Origin of the sequence: Enterococcus sp. DIV0703, from assembly GCF_051711065.1 — a bacterium.
GTDB lineage: Bacteria > Bacillota > Bacilli > Lactobacillales > Enterococcaceae > Enterococcus_B > Enterococcus_B hirae.
In genome coordinates, this window is the sequence record NZ_JBIOLX010000001.1 from 2,815,954 (window position 1) to 2,833,219 (window position 17,266).

Consider the following 17,266-nt stretch of genomic DNA (forward strand, 5'->3'; position numbering starts at 1 on the left):
GGATAGCCTAATAGATCAGACCATCTTTGTCACTCCCATCTGTTGACCGAACCTCGATCACTAATTTATGAGGCAAGCAAACAATCGTTTCGCCATTCTTAGAAGCCCACCCTCGTCTCACACAAATCTGATCGCCACAATCTGCTTCTTTTATGCGTATCTTGTCGCCATCAACTTCGATTAAATTATAATCACCATGTGGATCTTCATAAGTATACGTATATTTTTTACTCCCAGCTACTAATGGGAAGGTTTTGATTTCATCACCATCAACGCGGAGTACAGCTTCTTTATCAGGAGCTACATTGTCTTGTTGATAACTAAATACGATGATGGGTAAAAAAGAAAGAGCAATCAAAAGAACGATAATGAAAATATCCCAAGGTTTAAGCAAACTTTTCTTGATAAATTCTTTCATCTTTTCGCACGCCTCCTCTTGCTGAACTGTTCTCCAATTTTAGCATGAAACAAAAGAAAGTCCTAGGTTTCCCCAGAACTTTCTTCAATCAGCCATTATTCTCAAATTGTTCAGTTTAAGCTCTAGGCTAATTTTTTATTTTGATCCATATCGGGATTTAGGTCTCCCATACCACCAATTGCCTAGTGTTTTTTGTAACCATGGAATCACCCAGCGATCAAGACCAATTGCACGACCTGAACCGTTCATCAATGCAAAAGCAACAAAGATAAACCAGATGTTTACCCAGTAGAACATTCCAGATAGACAGAAAGTAATCACTAAAACAATGGTCGTTGCACTACATAACCAGGTAAATAAACCAGCAATCAAAGCGAGTGCTAAAGCAATTTCAAAGAATACCATGAATTTTTGGAAAAACATTGCTACATCATTGTTTGGCATGATCACTTGCATCATTTTTGTGAACCAGTCTGGTGATTTTTCAATCACGGCCATAGGCTGTTCACCATAAGCATAACTTAGACCAAAGTGAGTAGCTTGTGTCGCTGCTTCTCCTGCACCACTGGTTGCTGCACCAGTAGCTGCTGTTGTTGCATCGCCAGCAGCGGAAGCCCCACTTGCTACATCGGTCACATTGTATTCCCAAGTCCAAGGGAACACGCTGTTACCTGTAAACCATGAACCTTCACCAAACCAAGTACCTGGTTTCAACACTTGCCCATCACCAACAATTTTTTTGAAAGCTTCGATAAACCAAACCAGACCATAGAACACTCGTAAAGGCACACTCCATAAGACATTTCCATAACGGGAAGAATGGCCACGTGTCACATTACGATCGTCTTTGATATGGAAGAATTCGTGCATCATGTATTGGAACATATAATAGCCAGAACGAATATCAAAGAAATATTTCAAATTGACGATGTGTTTCATCACAATTGCTAAGAAACCACTTAAATGGATCTTATCAAATAAATTGGCAACGCCCCATTTGGCACCGATCGATACCATGAAACCTTGATAGTTTCCTTTAAACTTATGCTTTTCGCCGCCTTTGATGGCAGCCACGATATTGGCTGCTGCTGTATGACCTGTTTGTTCAGCCGCTTGAACGATTTGTGGCGTTGGTGTTCCAGGAAATTCTTCATAGAAAACCAAGTCTCCGATAATATAGATGTTTTTATCTTCATATCCTTTTGCCTGCATATATTCATTCGCTACCAAACGTTGACCACGAGCGGACTCTAAGCCGAAATCAGCAGCATCAGAAGTTCCTTTGACACCAGCTGTCCAGATCAATGTGTGGGTAGGAATCTGGCGACCATCTTTTAACTTGATATGGTCTTTCGCTACTTCCACGATTGGTGCATTCAATAGTAGTTCTACTTGATGTTTCTTTAAATAGCGCTCTGCTTTGGCTGCATCATTACGATCCAGCATATTTAAAATCGTCGGCATTGCTTCTACAACCATCAGTGTAATTTCACTTGGGTCTAATTTGTAGTCTTTTGCCAAACGGTTTTTCCAATCAATCAATTCACCAATCATTTCGATTCCGGTGAACCCTGAACCACACACCACAAACGTCAGCATTGCTTTACGTAACGCATCGTTAGGTTCTAAAGCTGCTTTTGCCACGGTACGTTCAATGTGTTCACGTATTTTAACTGAATCTTCAAATGACCATAAGGTAAAGCCGTTTTCTTTTACTCCAGGAGTCCCAAAGTCATTTGGTTCTCCCCCCATTCCCAAGATCAACTGATCGAATGGGTAAGTGCCTAATTTTGTTTTCACAACTTTTTGTTCTTTATCGATACCAGTGACCGTATCTGTCACTAATTGAACATTTTTTTGTCGAGCAAACAAGTGCTGTAGATCATATTGGATTGCTTCTGGTTCAACCCGTCCACCTGCAACTTCGTGTAATTCTGTCATCATCGTGTGGTACGAATGACGATCAATCAAAGTGATTGTCACATCTTCTTTTTTAAGTTTTTTTGCCAAGTATTTTGTTGCTGATACCCCGGCATAACCTGCACCCACAACGACAATATTTTGCTTTGTCATTGTTCATCCGCTCCTTATTGGTAATCCTTTATTTGAAATGATTAACATTTGTATTAGTTTGCTACCTATTACACAATCTTTATACATTATATAGATGTTATTCCCTTTTGTCTAACTCATTTTCATTATTTTTAAAAATTTGTGGTTAAGCTCTTTTTCACGAAATTTACAGAAAGAAAACGGTTTAAAGATTACACTAGTTATTTGACGAAAACGGTTGACTTATGGCTGATTTTCATTAGAATGTATAATGAATCACAAAGAATATTGTGTACTAAAAAAGGAAACGGTGGGAGTAAAATGAAGAAAAAACGTTTTATTACTGGATTTGCTGTATTAGCTTTTTCAGCTTTAATGTTAGGTGCTTGTGGTGCGGATGATAACGGAAGCTCTAACAGCTCAACAGAAGCTTCAACTGCTAAGACATCAGAAACAAAAACAACTGAAAGCTCAGCACAAATCGTTGCTGGCGGCGAGTTACAAGATGGTACTTATAAATTAGAAGAAAAAAATTACTCTAACGGTTATCGTGCAGTCTTCGAAATGGTTGTCAAAGATGGCAAAATCACTGAATCTAAATATGACAACATCAACGAAAATGGCGAGTCTAAAACCAAAGATACAGAATACAACAAAAACATGGAAGCAAAAGCTGGTACTAGCCCAGAAAAATTCATTCCACAATTGAATGAACAATTAGTCGAAGCACAAAGCGCAAGTGGAGTTGAAGTTGTTACTGGTGCAACTCATTCTTCAGAAAGCTTCCAAAACTATGCACAACAATTGATCCAAGCTGCTCAAGCTGGTAATACTGATACAATTGAAATCAATAACGGTGCAGATCTTCAAGATGGCACATACAAATTAGAAGAGAAAAACTATTCTAATGGTTACCGTGTCCAATTTGAAATGACAGTCGCTGATGGTAAAGTATCTGAATCTAAATTTGACTATGTCGACAAAGACGGCAACTCAAAACAAGACGATGCTGACTACAACAAAAATATGAAAGCAAAAAGTGGTACGTCTCCAGAGACTTACATCCCTGAATTGAACGATGAACTTGTCAAAGCAATGGGCGAAGAAGATGGTTCACCTGCAGATGTTGAAGTTGTTACTGGTGCGACTCACAGCTCACATTCATTTGTAATGTATGCACAACAATTAGTGAATGCTGCTGAAAAAGGCGACACTCAAACAATTCAAGTTGACAATATCGTAACAAAATAAATTTTCTATAATTATCCGTGGAAGAGACGATTGCACAAGTTGTTTCTTTGAGATCCAAGCCGAGATGTCCAAAATTTTTCTTTGAAAAATTTTTGTGATGTTTCGGCTTATTTCTCAAAGTACACTTTTTGATTTCTCAGCAACCGTCCCTTCCACTAATGAAATGAGGAAACACATGTTAAAGAAACGATTACTCTCTTTCGTAGCTTTTTTAAGTTTGTTCACGTTAGCAGCTTGCAGCACAGCGACGAAACAAACGACCTCTGAGAGCAAAACGACCACCAAAATTTTACAAGAACCTTATTCTGATGAACAGTTCTTATTAGGCACTTATGTTCGGATTCGAATCTATGATGAAGGCAAAGAAGCAGCATTAAAACCTGCCTTTGCTCGGGTCAAAGAACTAGGTGATAAAATCACGATCAATCAGGAGGGTTCCGAAATCGACGCAGTGAACCAACAAGCGGGTATCAAGCCAGTAAAGGTTTCTGATGATATCTACACGTTACTAAAACGTGCTTATGAATATAGTCAAGATTCACAAGGTGGTTTTGACATGGCAATCGGGGCTGTTACTCAATTATGGCGTATTGGGTTTGACGATGCGAGAAAACCGGCCCAAGAAGAAATCGATCAAGCATTAAAGCTGGTTGATTACCATAAAATTGAGCTGAACGATAAAGACAAAACTGTTTATCTGAAAGAAAAAGGCATGATCATCGATCTTGGAGCCATTGCTAAAGGCTATATCACAGATGAAGTTGTCAAAGTGTTAAAACAGCAAGGTGTAACGACAGCTATCGTTGACTTAGGTGGAAATGTCTATGTTTTAGGTCATAGCCCACGTGGTGAAGATCAAGACTGGACAGTTGGTATCCAAGATCCGAATCTAGCACGTGGTTCTGTTTTAGGAACGATCAAAGAACGGAACAAAACATTAGTGACTTCTGGCATCTATGAGCGTTATTTAGAAGTAGATGGTAAAAAATATCATCATCTATTTGATCCAGATACTGGTTATCCTTTTGACAATGATATTGCTAGTGTAACAATCATCACAGATAAATCAATTGATGGTGATGGCTTGTCGACAGCTGTCTTCTCAATGGGTGTGAAAAAAGGATTGGAATACGTCGAAAGTGAACTGAATGATGGAACGGAAGCCATTTTTGTTACCAAAGAAAACAAAGTATACGTGACCGATCCGATCAAAGATACTTTCGTTTTGGACAAAGATTCTAAATATACGATGGGCAATCGTTCTGAATTGAAATAAGGAGTATGAACTATGACACTAAAGATCTTTTTAGAAGTAGTAGAACTACGAACAAAGGTGGCTAGTGTATTTCCTTTTGCGATAGGGGTTTTATTCTCTATCGCTTTTTTTCATGAAATACATTGGCTTAATACAGGGTTGTTTTTTATTGGTATGTTGGTTTTTGATTTAGCAACTACAGCAATCAACAACTATATGGACTACCAAAAAGCCCATTCGAAAACTTATAAATACCAAGAAAACGTAATTGGACGAACTGGCATCTCACCAAAACTGATCCAAAAAATGATCCTAGGAATGATTTTATTTGTCTTACTGATTGGTGTAATCCTAACCGCTAGAACTGGGATTTTATTATTATTGATGGGCGCTACTTGTTGCTTCATTGGCATTTTTTATACCTTTGGGCCCATTCCCTTATCACGAATGCCTTTAGGGGAAATTTTCAGCGGTGTAACAATGGGGTTGGGAATTTTTGCCATGGTCATTTACATCAATACTTACAGTACGAAAGTATTTGATCTGATTCTTTCTTTTCAGACAGGAACCTTCCGTTTAGAAGGAAACATTTGGAGTATCCTAACGATCATCCTAGCTTCACTCCCCTTGGTTTTTACGATTGCCAATATCATGTTAGCTAATAACCTACGGGACTTAGAAAGAGATATCGAAAATCATCGCTATACTTTAGTTTTTTATATTGGGCGTCCCATTGGACAATTGTTGTTCCAGTTATTGATGTATGCTTGTTATCTGGTCGTCTTGATTGGACTATTGAGCCATGTCTACCAGTGGCCAATCTTGTTGACTTTTCTCACATTACCAACGATCTATCGTAACTTGCAACAATTCAAACAATCCTTGCCTCACCCCATCAGTTTTAGCTATGCCATCAAAAATATGATCTTGTTCAACAGTAGTTATGCATTGGGCTTACTTTGCAGTATTCTGTTGTCTTATGTTTAGAGATCCATTGATTTTTCAAATAAAAATAAGACCCATGAAGTCAATGAAAAGCTGTGACTTCATGGGTTAATTTTAAGTTATCTTAGAATGCTAATCTTTTACCTTACAGGTGCTTGCAAAAGCTGTCCCTGTAAACCTTTCGTTAGTGTATTGCCGCCGATTATTCGTTGGTTTTGTGCAGTTAGTCTTTTAGCCTGTGGTATTGCATGTTTCGTAAGATCAGTAAGCTTACTTAGTTCTCCTTTACGAGACATGGTATTACCGACGTCAAGTGCGCTCACTCCCTTTTTAGCATTTTGAGCCTGTATCTTTGCATCTATTAAATGAGTTTTATACTCTGCTCTTGCAACTGGATCAATCGAACCCTTGAATTTGATATGACTATTGACTCGATCTTTAATTACCTTAGTATCATCTCTAGTTATGAGGTCTTCTAATGCTAACTTATTAAATTTTTTTAGTGGTTGTTGGAGCAATTCTCTTTGCCTAGCTTCTGGCGTAATACCTCTCACTTCATCAATCTTTCGCCCAAGCCAGCCTCTTTTTTTCGGACCGTTTAATTTAAGTAATGGAGAGTTTTGTTTTTCTAGTGCCTTTACTACCTCTGGATTCCCTGCACATAGTTGCGTAACGAAAGCTCTCTGATTAGTTGTATCTTTTAGAGTGGCTTGATAAACTTTTCTTGCATTTGGATCAATCGAACCCAAGAATCTGTTCTCACTTAGGACTTTATCGCGAATGACCTCATTCTCATTCATGAGTGGTTTTAATAGGTTCTTATCAAATTTATGAAGTGGTTGTTGAAGTAGTTTATCTTTCCATTTATTTTGCCTAGCTTCTGGCGTAATACCTCTCACTTTATCAATTATTCGCCCAATCAACCCTCTCTTTTTCGGTTCGATTAATTTAGCTAGTTTAGGATCTGCTTTTATTATTTTTTCTATTTCACTACCGTTTTTTCCTTCACATAGTTGAGTAAGAAAAGCTCGTTGTTGATTCTCTTTCCGTTTATTCCATAATTTTTTCCCAGCTCGACCTGCGCGTATTAGCATTCTTCCAATAAAAAGTGTCGCAGTAACAGCCCATCCTGGCATCTTTTTAAAGAGTCTTTCGGTATAATCTAGTTCTCTTTCCGTTCCCGGTTCCATCATATATTTTCACCTCCTTCTTATTTTTCATCTGAATCAGACATTCTTTTTCGTTGCTTCTTCACGTGTGGTCCCATCTTGAGTGGGAGATACCGCTTCGTATTCTTTCTCGTATATCGTAATCCAATTAAATGAACCAGGGTCGCCTCTTAGGGCATATTTCGAGCCTTTTTCTCCAATAGAGAAAGAAACTTCTTCTTTTCTACCGTTATCGTCGATTTTCGTGATGACAAATACTGCACCGTCTTGATCTGGATTGACGGTGACAACACGATAATCATAAGTGAGCTCATTGACCGTTTTGTCTTCTTCGATTTTTTTCTGGATTAACTTACCGTCTTTAAATTCTAATGTAAATGTTCGATCGGTATTCGTATTTTCCCATGCGCCTTGTTGTAAGACGTCTAACCAAGCTTGTGAAATCACTTGTTGTGCTGCTTCTGCTTGTTCGGTGATTTCTTCTTCCATTTTGACTTTAACTTCTTCATTTGGATAGAAGTAGATTTCTTCTTTATCTTCTTTTAAATAAAAGATTGTACTTCCCATACGTGATTGTAATTTGAGTTTTTTCATGGTTCCTTCTTTATCTTCTAGCACTAAATACCCGTTATCGACTAAGTAATATTTACCAGCTGCTAGCCAAGAAGAAGCACGATAGGTCCCGTCGGTTTTTAATTCTAGTACCATTTCGTCACTTCGATTGGAGTACCATTTACCACTATAAGTAGTGGCACTGTATTCTCCTAATCGTTCCTTACTTTCCGCTGTTTCTTCTGTCTGACCTTTTTTAGTCGTCTCTTCCCGATTGGCTGTGTTTGAGAACAATGAATAGCTTGTCAAACCCAAGACCACAACGAAAAAAACTGTTACCCCTATTAAAAAATTTCTACCTGTTTTGGTTTCTAAAAAATTTTTGATCATATTTTTTCCTAAAAATAAAGATTTTCGTTATTTTTAGGAATTACTCACCACCTTTACTTTTCACGAATTGACTAATGAATCATTAACTAGCTAGTCGAAAGATTAAGGCACCCCATATCCAGAGATTGCTGAATGATCGAGTGTATAGGTTCTTCTTCGAACCATATTTTCTGAATTACCTTCAATTACTTGAATCGTATTTCCACCTGTAAATTCAACGATCCCCACCTGGTCTTTCCCCGTTTTATTACCTTTCCAATCAAAGAAAATCAAATCCCCTGGTTGCGGGATGTAGCCTATATCAGTGGCTTTGAATTTATTATTCTTTTTGTACCAATTGAACATATCTAACGGTCTTACAGTATTCGGTACACGACCTTGACTGAGATACCCTGCTTGTTCTGCTACCCAAGTAACAAAGATCGCAGACCATTCCATTCGGCTCTCATAGCCAGCCCACTCCCAATATTTATTGCCATTTAACGTACCGATTTCTTTAGTTGCCACCTCTACCAACTTGCCAGTAGAGTTTGAGAGGTTGTAAGAAATTAAGCGTGCATAGAACATATCACCAAATGCGTAACGCCAGTTATAGCCAAGATCTAAAGCCACGCCCTTATTATAAGAAACAACTTCCCCATTACTTCTTTCTTGCGCATAAGCTTTGCTATGCTCAAATGTATATTTACTATCTGTACGGATCAACTCGTCCAAATAGTCTTCCCCATAATTGTAAGCTTGGATCGCTGCTAAGTTACCTAATTGATACATTTGTGCTTTTCTTATTAAATTTGCAAAATAAGCTACACCTAATTCAATTGACTTTTCTGGGTTGATCGTTTGATTCAAATTTTGTGCTTTCGCAATTCCCATAATATCCGGAACGGTTTCACCATCCCCACCACTTTCTACCCAGATTATGGATAGTATGACATTGGTAAATGATTCAATGTTCTGTTTTTTTGCTTCTGTTACTACTTTTTCTCGCCATTGAACCACTTTTTCAGGTGGATAAATAAGCTCACCTTGCGATTGTTCTCGATCATACTGACTTAATTTCGTACGATTTCCATAAACCAAATTTTCAATAAAAATTGTCGGATTGATTTCTGGATTGCGGTAGAGGAAGATTCGTTTTTCTTTCATGATCATCAATAAATTACCGTCAAATTTGTCACTTGTGTAACCAATCAAATCTCCGCTTTCTAAAGAAGCTCCTTCACGTATGATCGGCGTCACATTAATATAATAAGCTTGGTATTTCCCTGTTTCCGTTTTGATACTTGTTGTCGTTTGCTTTTTCCCATTTAGATCTCGAGCCGTACGTGTACTGATCTCTGTTACCTTCTCGTTTGATGTGGCATAGACAGGCGTTTGTGGTTTCGCATCAATGATTATTTCATCATTCATATTGGCATCGTCCCGACCGCGATAACCATAATTACCAATAACAGAAGCATACGAAACTTTCCCTAAAGGATTATCCATAAAAATCTTATCCTGAAAACGATCGATTTCTAACACAGGATAATATTTATCGATTTCATCTTGTGAGAATGCTGAGATCGTTCCTATCACTTTATTGTTTGAATAGAGTTCGATTTGAAGATCTAAATCAAGAAATTCAGCAATCGTTTGTACTTTGACATTCAGCGTGACGCTGTCTTTGTCTTTTTCTTCTTTATCTTCTTCTTCTTTGTCTTTAACTTTTTCTTCTGTATCTTTATCTTCTTCAAATTCGACTTTGTATGTAAAAGTGCCATCATGGATTGCGCGAAGTTCATCTTCTACTTTTGCAATCTTAACTGGCTCTTCCTCCATTGGCGAATACTTATCTTTAAACTGGGCATAAAAAGACATATATAATGGAGGACTCATGGAGGTTTGGTCTTTTAGTCGTTTCAGATAATTAGGAAGCGCACTATTTTTAATATTATAATTTTCATATTTGGCATTTAAGTAATAGATATAGTTATCCCCATTTGAAGCAAACGAAAATTGTTCCGGATCGGCAACCATTCCATTCACTTCAAAATAAACTTCATCATGTTCTTCAACTAATTGATTGTAACGATTATAAACATCTCTATTTTTAGAGGCATCCAAATAGGAAATATACTCAAATGCTTCAGCAATCGCCATATCTTCTGTTTTCAATGTGAACAAGGCGACAATAAAAGTCCAAATCGCTAAAACAACCGAGATTACCACGAGAATGATCGCTAGTATAACGATAACTATCGCGATGATCAATAGCGCCTTGATTGTAATCACTAAAAAAATCAGCGTAATGAGGATCCCGATAATCGTTAGATCGCCCTTTTCATCTCGCCCACCAAGCATTTTCATAGCCGCTTCTTTTGCTTGCCCTTTTGGTGACAGCTTTTGAGCCATATCTAAAAATTTTGGCGCTGATTTTGCTTTACCTAGAAAATTCTTGAAGAAACCACCCTTTTTACCAACGCCTTTTGTAGGATTTACATAGACAACTTCCGTGTTTTTACCCTTACCAAAAATATTGTACCATTTTTTTTTGGTGGATTTCACTGAATCTTGAGGTGCAAATCCTTTTTGATCTTTGTAAGCAGTGTAGCTGTAAGGGGTACTATCCTTAGAAGAACGAGCAACCAAATTGCCTTTTTTTGTTTCTTCTGCTACTTTTTTTAACTGTTCTTTTTTTAGCTGTTTCTTTTGCACATTCACTTTTGGTTGATCTGTCGACTGTTTTGTTCCCTGGATATTATTCTGACTTTTTGAATCAGCACGTAATTCCTGTCGCACTTTTTTTTGATCATTTTTGCGTTTTATGCCTAAAACTTTACGGAACCTATTTTTAGCTAATACGACGGTTTTATTTCCAAATTCTTCAACGTCTCGTTTTATTTTTGAAATTTGTTTCTTAGTCAGTTTAATCTTTTGTTTCCCTTGTTTAATGACTCTTTTTAAACGAGATTTTTTTTTAATGATTGGTAGTTTATCATTTCTATGGACGATTATCGTTACTTTAATTGTCTGATTGTTTTTAAGGATCGCTTTTGTTAGTTCTGAACTTTTTTTTTGGTCTTTGATGAGACCTTTGGTTTTTTCTAATCCTGTGCTGATAATACTATTTTGTGATTCCTGCTGTTCGTTATTGGGTTCATTCAAATCGGGCACTGTGACGTATCCTTTCTGATTCCATTTTCGTTTTAGTCTTCACCAGGTTTGGTTGACATCATCTTATACAACTGCGTATCTTTCGGAAAATGATCATAAAAAGGTAAAGTTGTATCGCCAAATACCATCAGTCCATAACCTTCTGGTGAATTCACAACAAATTTTTCTTGTTCTTCTGAGATATCAAATAACCGGACTAATTGTGAACGGTCAGATTTTGCTTGATTGAGCATCATGACGAAATCACTATTTGAAAGCATCCGCCGCGCAAGGTCCGAAAGTAAAAGTGTCTCCACATTCTGTGTAATCCCAGTTGGAATTGCCCCCCACTTTCTGGCACGACTCCATAATTCAAAGAAATAATTTTCAGAATACTCATTTGTAAACAGTAATTGCATTTCGTCGATATACAACCAGGTCCGAACGCCTCTTTCCCGGTTGGTAGTGATCCGATTCCAGACTTGGTCCAACACGATCAACATCCCCATTGTTTTGAGCTGTTTCCCTAAATCTTTGATATCATAAACAACGAGCCGTTTGGTAATATCGACATTTGTTTCAGAGGAGAATACTGACAAACTTCCTTCGATATAAATTTCCAAGTCCGTCCTCAATTGGTGCGCTTCTTCTTCCTCTTGCTCTTGTAAGATGTGGTAGAAATCTACAAAAGTTGGCATCCGATCGCTAACCGTTTCATACGTTCGACGACATACACGGTCGATCAACGTTTTCTGGGTAGAGGTTAGCCCCAATGCACCGCCAATGATCAAGTCGAACAATGAAATCAAAAACTCCGACTTTAAAACAACCGGGTCACTATCATCTCCATAGTTTTCGTTGATATCCATTGGATTGATCGTGGTAGCGGAATCACTAGCGATCTTGATAATCTCACCATTAAAATTTTTACCGATAACGGAATACTCACGTTCAGGATCAATAATGATGACTTCATCTTCGGCATCACGCAATAGTACATTTACGATCTCACGCTTCACCGAGAAACTTTTACCAGAACCAGGAGTTCCTAGAACAAATCCATTGGGTGCTTTTAATAATTTCCGGTCAAGAGATAAAATATTCTTTGAAATAGCATTTACGCCATAATATTTCCCATTTTCTTGAATTAGATCTGAAATAGTAAACGGCACAAATATCGCAGTGCTGGCAGTCGTTAGTGTTCGATCCAATGGCAATATATTATTTCCTAAAGGTAAGGTTGCGTTCAGCCCAGCCTCTTGCATAAATTCTAACTCGATGATCTTAAATCCAAATTGTCGACCAATAGAAGATACCTCGTCATGTACTTCTGTTAATTTTTCAACTGTTGGGGCATGGAAATGGATACTTCCAGTCATCGAATAAAGCTTTTGACCCTTGTTCTGTAAATCATCAACTAAATTTTTCGCTTCTGTTAGCGAATAAGTCAAATCATAGGAAAGCATTTCAAAATCGTAGCCGTTTTGTAGGGCTTTTTTCTGTTCATCCACTTTTTGTTGTTCCATAAAAGCTAATTTGGTCTTCACTAAGTCAAATGCTTCATCTTGCTCAAGTGGCTTGATATGTAATGTAATCACCAACTCTTGAGGGATTTCTAACAGTTCAAAAATAAAGGTATCTGCTAGTTCCGATGGATATTCTTGCAAATAAACGGTTTTGGCATAATGATCATCCATTTTCAAGTAGTTTTTGTTTTGTTTCAGTTCAATCACTTCTGGTAGGATATCCTCAATTTCTGGTTCTTCCTTATCGCTTTTTGTTAATAAAATATCAGACAAAATTGTCAACATCTGTTTTTTCTCAAGACGGTTGATCCTACTACCTAATCGACTCGCAAACATTGCAAAGCGATCTACAACCATTTCCAGCTCTTTATGAGCAAGTTTTTCTGTTTGATGTTGCTGGATGAAGGTAAACAAAATCCGTTTCTTATAGCCATTTTTTTCTTCATCCAGTTTTCTGGAAATAACATCATTCATTTCTACGCGATAAGGATCTAAAAAATCATTCTTTTCTTGGTAGTAGAGAATTGATTGCAATTCACTCAACGGTCGTTTCTTTTTGTAGACAGTTAACTGTAGCTGGGTTTTACTACTTAAAGAATTAAGGAAATCACAATATTGCGAGAAAATCTCAATCTGATTCTCTTCTGATGAAAGCTGATAGTTGATATCTTCTAATTCGACTGTGATGGAGTACGTATTATCATCCAGTTGACAAACACCGCTGGGAAAAATTGATTTAAAGTAAAAAGTATCGCGCAAAAAATCCACATCTTGTGGATTTTTTTCTGTTGTTTCTTTATATTTTTAGAAGTCTTCTTTAAATTTTTATGATTATTCTTTATTTTTGACTTTAATTTCATCATCGTTCTTGTCCGCCTAATTCTTTACTTTCTGACATGTCTTGCTGACCATCATTCTTTTTTCGTTTCTTTTTTCTAGTTCCTGTCGAAATATGGTATTTAAAAAATTGCTTAACATAAACTTCAAATGATAAGCCATTTCGTTTGAACCATCCAAAAGACACGATTGGAATAGAGGCAATGATCATCAACCAACTGATGATTTCGATTGGCATTTTTAACCATGCAATGAATATCAGTGCGATCGCGACATTTACCCCGCCAGCAATACAAAGACACAATAATTGTTTTAGATTCATTCCTGCTATTACTTTTTCTTTGTATTCTTTGATATCTTTTGGAACTTTTACTTCTATTGCCATATCTCCCCTCCTTATGATGCAGATATTAGTGTTTTGGCCCATCCTTTAGTTTTATTGATAGCTAGTAAGATTCCAATCATATAGATCGTTAATCCTAAAATAATCCCAAACATATGGGTGCCAACGTCTTCCATTATTCTCATGAATAGCATTGGATATGTAACTAAAACCAGGGCGATAAAGGTTGACTGCAACCCCGTGGCGGCAAAATTTTTAAAGAAGCCTTTGGTCATAGCAGAAAATTCTTGGCTTGGTAGAGCCCCCATCGGAATTGGTGCCATCGCGCTAAAAATATAAAGCTCCATAAATCGTAAATAAATCGTTACCTGAATCAACGTCCGTACAACAAGTGACACTAAAAATAGAATGAACATAATTAATAGCACAGCGATTTGTGACCAGAAATCTAGATCATTTACCGCCTGTTCTACTCTTGCTGCTACATTCGCTACAGTTTTTTCGTCACCTACTTGTAAAATTTTATACGTTAAATTAGAAGTAATCACTATGATTCCGTCTAACAAAACTTGAATTTTTAAAATAACCACATAACAAATCGCAAATTTAATAAATGATTTGATGATCATTTCAAACCCAAGCATTGGTGCTCCTCCAGCTCCCTCAACCTTAAGTGAAATTTTTTGAAATTCCAAAAGAATAAAGATGGCTAAAATAGACAATGAAAGCGGAATAACAACTAGTTCCTGTAAATCTACTACTAATTTATATGCATCATACATGTATCCTGATAGATTCTTACTCAGAGTGTATTTTAAATCATCTCCATTCAAATAAAACATGATTTGATTAAAGAGCCACATTATCGCTGATGTCATAAATTAAATCCTGCTTTCAGTGTATTATTGTAAAAGTGAAGAGAAATCAAATTGAGTTGCGAACCAGCCTGCAGCAACTAAAATCAATCCACCACCGACAATTTGCCAAATTCCTTGCTGTAATTGCGGACCATTTTTATCTTTTAATGCACCAGCTAAAATGACCGTTCCCCAAATTAGCCAAAGACCTCCACCTACTAAAGTGAAGTTTGATACTAAACTAAAAACTTTTTCTAATAAAGCTGCATCTTTCATTTAAACATTTCCCCTTTTTTGAGTTATTTATTATTTGTTACTACTTTTAGTATATGGTAATTTTTCAACCGATGTTTGCCAGTTATTTCTAAGTTGAGAAATTTTAGAAACTCCCTCTCTCAAATTTTATAATTGACTAATTTAGTCAATATATGTAAGAGGTCCTTATCAAAAAGCAGACTAGCTGAGAAGAATAGTTACTCTAAAAAATTTTAAAATTCGTTATTTTGGACACAATAGATTGATTCATCTACAAAACTTGGAACATCTATCCATTTTTTTCAAATAAATGCACAGCGCTTAAGAATTGATTCCTGAAAATAAGTCGAAAAATCAAAAATGCTCAAAATAACAAGAAGCCACTTTTGGATTCACCATGATTTCCGAGTGCCAGACAGTCCTTATATCATCTTCTACTAGTTTCACTCAGCATCATTGACAAGGATTAAATTCCTATTACATATGTATGTTACGTAGTGGAAGGTGTAGAGAGATTACGTTCATACATATATGAGTCTGTCACATCCCCTAATTTTTTATAGTTTTTATGTTTGACAATGTCATATTTTTCAGATAGGAAAGGATTTGCTCCACGTATTTTTAAAATACATTGTTGCCCTTTCAAACTGGCTACTTCATCGGGGTCCATCAAATTACGCCCCAGCTTTTGGAAACTTTCATTGAATGATCCATTTGAGCCTTTAGTGACACTGATATTTCTTTGTTCGATCGTTTCTTTACCTAAAAGTTTAGAAATATATTCATGCGTACTTTGTTCCATCCCACCTAAATATAAAAAGACGTCACTCGTACCAATAATGGTTTCCCAAGTATCTTTATACAACGTTTTTAACTGACTAATATTTTGTAAGATCACATTTGTTGAGATTTCTCGACTTCGAATAACCGAAATAACTTTCTCAAAATCCGGAATTTGACCAATATTGGCAAATTCATCTAGAATACAGCGAACATGACATGGTAAGCGTCCTTTATAAATATTATCTGCTTTGTAGACCAGCATATCAAAGAGCTGTTGGTACATCATACTGGCTAAGAAGTTAAAACTGGTATCTGTATCTGGCAGTAAGATGTACAAAATCGTTTTCCGATCCCCAATGGTGTCCAATTCTAATGTATCTTTAGAGACCAAGTCTTTGATACTAGGAATATCAAACGGAGACAACCTTACCCCTAAACTAACTAAAATACTCTTGGTCGTCTTATCCCCTGATAGTTTGAAAATTTTATATTGCGCAACCGCGAAGTTTGTTGGATCTTTCTCTTCTAACTCATTGAACAGCACGTCTAAAGGACTGACGAATCCAGGAACATTTTCGTCAATATCTGCTAGACGTACCAATTCAATCACATTTCCTAATGTGCGATCTTCTTCAACGACTTCTTGGATCAAATAGCTAAAAATCGCCATCAATAAAGCAGTCTCTGCCTTTTCCCAGAAATCATCGCCACCTTTTTTATCAGGATTTGAAGTGTTTTTAATCAAATTATTTACGATTTTTAGAATATCGTCTTCCGTTCTTATGTATTTAAATGGATTGTAGTGATGGGTGTCACGCCGATTGATCAAATCAAAGACTTTGATATTGTAACCCGCTTCCTCAAACATTTTTCCTGTTTCCATCAATAACAATCCTTTGGAATCACTGACTACATAGGAAGAATGCATTTGCATCAGATTCGGTTTTACATAAAATCGCGTCTTACCACTACCGGCTCCTCCAACCACAACGACATTTTTGTTACGGTTAAAATTATCTTTACCAGTAATTTTCATTCGTCCTGACAAGGATAAACTCTCTGTTTTAGTCAATATGATATTAAAACTCTTTTTCTTCGCCAAAAATGGTTTGATATCTCGAAATTTCCCCCATTTTGCACTTCCATATTCTTCATTTGGGCGTACTTTTTTTTCATCAAACGTTTTGTATAATACTAGTAATCCATAAGAAAGAACAAAAGCGAGCCCTCCCAGTAATGACTTTACGTTAAATGAGAATTGGAAGGAAAAACTAGCTATTTCATCAACTGCGTGAAGAAAAGATCTAGCTATTTTTTCCACAAATGTTACGGTTGTATTTTGATCAATCGTAAATAAAAAAAATGTACGATTCCCTATATACATTAATGTACTCACCACAACTACGTGGACTACCCATAAAACATATTGAGACTTTTTCAAGTGGTTGTTCATCCCTTTCGTTACTTAATTTGAATATAGCGTTTATGTGATATTATC

At 36.7% G+C, this 17,266-nt stretch carries 12 protein-coding genes and 1 pseudogene; 3 read left to right on the plus strand and 10 right to left on the minus strand.

Annotation, left to right across the window (positions count from 1 at the left end):
• Positions 1–7: 7 nt before the first annotated feature.
• Both IGK81_RS12900 and IGK81_RS12905 read right to left on the minus strand, forming a co-directional pair.
• On the minus strand, positions 8–418 hold the full coding sequence (locus IGK81_RS12900) for a NusG domain II-containing protein (protein WP_010737224.1): 411 nt from the start codon (positions 416–418) through the stop codon (positions 8–10).
• Between the two features lie 135 nt (positions 419–553).
• Positions 554–2,491, minus strand: coding sequence for an NAD(P)/FAD-dependent oxidoreductase (locus IGK81_RS12905; protein WP_034700146.1), 1,938 nt, complete (start codon positions 2,489–2,491; stop codon positions 554–556).
• A 300-nt stretch (positions 2,492–2,791) separates the two neighbouring features.
• Between IGK81_RS12905 and pplA the strand changes: the two genes are divergently transcribed.
• The 3 genes from pplA to menA all read left to right on the plus strand — a co-directional run bounded on the left by pplA (position 2,792) and on the right by menA (position 5,963).
• Positions 2,792–3,721, plus strand: a complete 930-nt coding sequence (gene pplA / locus IGK81_RS12910) for an extracellular electron transfer flavoprotein PplA (protein WP_010720695.1) — start codon at positions 2,792–2,794, stop codon at positions 3,719–3,721.
• A 175-nt stretch (positions 3,722–3,896) separates the two neighbouring features.
• Positions 3,897–4,997, plus strand: a complete 1,101-nt coding sequence (locus IGK81_RS12915; RefSeq protein WP_010737222.1) for an FAD:protein FMN transferase — start codon at positions 3,897–3,899, stop codon at positions 4,995–4,997.
• A gap of 12 nt (positions 4,998–5,009) precedes the next feature.
• Entirely contained in the window at positions 5,010–5,963 is a 954-nt protein-coding gene (gene menA, locus IGK81_RS12920; protein ID WP_034700148.1) for a 1,4-dihydroxy-2-naphthoate polyprenyltransferase, read from the plus strand.
• A 98-nt stretch (positions 5,964–6,061) separates the two neighbouring features.
• On the opposite strand, the gene IGK81_RS12925 is transcribed toward menA, so the two are convergent.
• The 8 genes and pseudogenes from IGK81_RS12925 to IGK81_RS12960 all read right to left on the minus strand — a co-directional run bounded on the left by IGK81_RS12925 (position 6,062) and on the right by IGK81_RS12960 (position 17,221).
• Positions 6,062–7,114 carry a hypothetical protein gene (locus IGK81_RS12925; RefSeq protein WP_225792567.1) on the minus strand — a complete coding sequence of 351 codons (1,053 nt, stop codon included), beginning with the start codon at positions 7,112–7,114 and terminating at the stop codon, positions 6,062–6,064.
• A gap of 33 nt (positions 7,115–7,147) precedes the next feature.
• A complete protein-coding gene (locus tag IGK81_RS12930) occupies positions 7,148–8,032 on the minus strand; it encodes a hypothetical protein (protein WP_010737219.1) in 885 nt (294 codons plus the stop codon).
• A 102-nt stretch (positions 8,033–8,134) separates the two neighbouring features.
• Positions 8,135–11,188, minus strand: coding sequence for a lysozyme family protein (locus tag IGK81_RS12935; RefSeq protein WP_431393488.1), 3,054 nt, complete (start codon positions 11,186–11,188; stop codon positions 8,135–8,137).
• Between the two features lie 32 nt (positions 11,189–11,220).
• Positions 11,221–13,556, minus strand: a pseudogene (locus IGK81_RS12940) (VirB4-like conjugal transfer ATPase, CD1110 family).
• Positions 13,553–13,915 (minus strand): PrgI family protein, encoded by a 363-nt coding sequence (locus tag IGK81_RS12945; protein ID WP_010737216.1) that lies wholly within the window; start codon positions 13,913–13,915, stop codon positions 13,553–13,555. The pseudogene IGK81_RS12940 and the gene IGK81_RS12945 overlap by 4 nt, the downstream one beginning before the upstream one ends.
• An 11-nt stretch (positions 13,916–13,926) precedes the next feature.
• A complete protein-coding gene (locus IGK81_RS12950) occupies positions 13,927–14,751 on the minus strand; it encodes a hypothetical protein (RefSeq protein WP_010737215.1) in 825 nt (274 codons plus the stop codon).
• 24 nt (positions 14,752–14,775) lie between these two features.
• Positions 14,776–15,006: a hypothetical protein gene (locus IGK81_RS12955; protein ID WP_010720705.1), complete on the minus strand. Its 231-nt coding sequence runs from the start codon at positions 15,004–15,006 to the stop codon at positions 14,776–14,778.
• 469 nt (positions 15,007–15,475) lie between these two features.
• Complete coding sequence (locus IGK81_RS12960) at positions 15,476–17,221, minus strand: VirD4-like conjugal transfer protein, CD1115 family (protein ID WP_370566299.1); 1,746 nt, start codon at positions 17,219–17,221, stop codon at positions 15,476–15,478.
• Positions 17,222–17,266 lie beyond the last annotated feature (45 nt).

What these genes read in the sequence shown, in the direction of transcription:
- IGK81_RS12945 (WP_010737216.1), bottom strand. Translation starts at nt 13,915, where the DNA reads ATGGCAATAGAAGTAAAAGTTCCAAAAGATATCAAAGAATACAAAGAA.
- IGK81_RS12915 (WP_010737222.1), top strand. Translation starts at nt 3,897, where the DNA reads ATGTTAAAGAAACGATTACTCTCTTTCGTAGCTTTTTTAAGTTTGTTC.
- pplA (WP_010720695.1), top strand. Translation starts at nt 2,792, where the DNA reads ATGAAGAAAAAACGTTTTATTACTGGATTTGCTGTATTAGCTTTTTCA.
- IGK81_RS12925 (WP_225792567.1), bottom strand. Translation starts at nt 7,114, where the DNA reads ATGATGGAACCGGGAACGGAAAGAGAACTAGATTATACCGAAAGACTC.
- IGK81_RS12950 (WP_010737215.1), bottom strand. Translation starts at nt 14,751, where the DNA reads ATGACATCAGCGATAATGTGGCTCTTTAATCAAATCATGTTTTATTTG.
- IGK81_RS12905 (WP_034700146.1), bottom strand. Translation starts at nt 2,491, where the DNA reads ATGACAAAGCAAAATATTGTCGTTGTGGGTGCAGGTTATGCCGGGGTA.
- IGK81_RS12930 (WP_010737219.1), bottom strand. Translation starts at nt 8,032, where the DNA reads ATGATCAAAAATTTTTTAGAAACCAAAACAGGTAGAAATTTTTTAATA.
- IGK81_RS12955 (WP_010720705.1), bottom strand. Translation starts at nt 15,006, where the DNA reads ATGAAAGATGCAGCTTTATTAGAAAAAGTTTTTAGTTTAGTATCAAAC.
- IGK81_RS12900 (WP_010737224.1), bottom strand. Translation starts at nt 418, where the DNA reads ATGAAAGAATTTATCAAGAAAAGTTTGCTTAAACCTTGGGATATTTTC.
- IGK81_RS12960 (WP_370566299.1), bottom strand. Translation starts at nt 17,221, where the DNA reads ATGAACAACCACTTGAAAAAGTCTCAATATGTTTTATGGGTAGTCCAC.
- menA (WP_034700148.1), top strand. Translation starts at nt 5,010, where the DNA reads ATGACACTAAAGATCTTTTTAGAAGTAGTAGAACTACGAACAAAGGTG.